The organism is Candidatus Clostridium stratigraminis (assembly GCF_045310675.1).
Taxonomy (GTDB): domain Bacteria; phylum Bacillota; class Clostridia; order Clostridiales; family Clostridiaceae; genus Clostridium_AT; species Clostridium_AT stratigraminis.
Map to the genome: position 1 here is coordinate 1 of NZ_JBJHZZ010000041.1, position 1,821 is coordinate 1,821.

General features: G+C 49.1%; 1 rRNA gene. It reads right to left on the minus strand.

Annotated features, from left to right (window positions below):
• Positions 1-1,821: ribosomal RNA gene (locus ACJDUG_RS17750) — 23S ribosomal RNA — on the minus strand; the annotation flags it as partial.

The following is a 1,821-nucleotide window of genomic DNA, read 5'->3' on the forward strand; positions in this document are numbered from 1 at the left end:
CATGGGCTATCGTTAGAAACTCAGTACTGTCAGGGTGGTATCCCAAGGTTGACTCCGCAGGGCCTAACGACCCTGTTTCTCAGTCTCCCACCTATCCTGTACAGACAATACCGAATCTCAATGCTAAGCTACAGTAAAGCTCTACGGGGTCTTTCCGTCCAATCGCGGGTAGCGAGCATCTTCACTCGCAATACAATTTCGCCGGATTCGTTGTTGAGACAGCTCCCAAGTCATTACGCCATTCGTGCGGGTCAGAACTTACCTGACAAGGAATTTCGCTACCTTAGGACCGTTATAGTTACGGCCGCCGTTTACTGGGGCTTAAGTTCAAACCTTCGCTTGCGCTAAGTCATCCCCTTAACCTTCCAGCACCGGGCAGGCGTCAGCCCCTATACATCAGCTTTCGCTTTAGCAGAGACCTGTGTTTTTGCTAAACAGTTGCTTGGGACTATTCTCTGCGGCCATATTTCTATGGCACCCCTTCTCCCGAAGTTACGGGGTCAATTTGCCGAGTTCCTTAACAACGATTCTTCCGCTGGTCTTAGGATTCTCTCCTCACCTACCTGTGTCGGTTTGCGGTACGGGCGGAAGCTACCTCGATAGAAGCTTTTCTTGGCAGCATGGAATCAGATACTTCGCTACTTAAATTTCGCTCCCCATCATATCTCAGTTACTCTAGGCGGATTTGCCTACCTAGAAACCTAAATACTTAGACACACTAATCCAACAGTGTGCACATCCTATCCTTCTGCGTCACTCCATCTCTAATAACGCCACTTCCGGTATCGGAATATCAACCGATTGTCCATCACCTACGCCTTTCGGCCTCAGCTTAGGTCCCGACTAACCCTGAGCGGACGAGCCTTCCTCAGGAAACCTTAGGTTTTCGACCAATGAGATTCTCACTCATTTCTCGCTACTTATGCCAGCATACTCACTTCTGCATCGTCCACCACTCCTTACGGTATGACTTCAACCAATGCAGAAAGCTCCTCTACCACGTACCTTACGGTACATTCATAGCTTCGGTGGTAAGTTTTAGCCCCGGACATCTTCGGCGCAGGATCTCTCGACTAGTGAGCTATTACGCACTCTTTGAATGAGTGGCTGCTTCTAAGCCAACATCCTAGTTGTCTTAGAAATCCCACATCCTTTTCCACTTAACTTACACTTAGGGACCTTAGCTGATGATCTGGGCTGTTTCCCTTTTGACTACGGATCTTATCACTCGCAGTCTGACTGCCGAGATACAAGTATATGGCATTCGGAGTTTGATAGGGTTCGGTAACCTTAAAGGCCCCTAGCCCATTCAGTGCTCTACCTCCACTACTTAATTACTCGACGCTAGCCCTAAAGCTATTTCGAGGAGAACCAGCTATCTCCGAGTTCGATTGGAATTTCTCCGCTATCCACAGCTCATCCCATGGTTTTTCAACACCAATGTGGTTCGGACCTCCACGGAATTTTACTTCCGCTTCATCCTGTCCATGGATAGGTCACCCGGTTTCGGGTCTACGACATGCAACTATTTGCCCTATTCAGACTCGGTTTCCCTTCGGCTCCGTACCTTAAGTACTTAACCTTGCTGCACATCGTAACTCGCTGGCTCGTTCTACAAAAAGCACGCGGTCAGACTTTAACGTCCTCCCACTGTTTGTAAGCGCACGGTTTCAGGTTCTATTTCACTCCCCTCCCGGGGTTCTTTTCACCTTTCCCTCACGGTACTGCTTCACTATCGGTCACTAGGTAGTATTTAGCCTTGGGAGGTGGTCCTCCCTGCTTCCCACAAGGTTTCACGTGTCTCGTGGTACTCTGGATCAG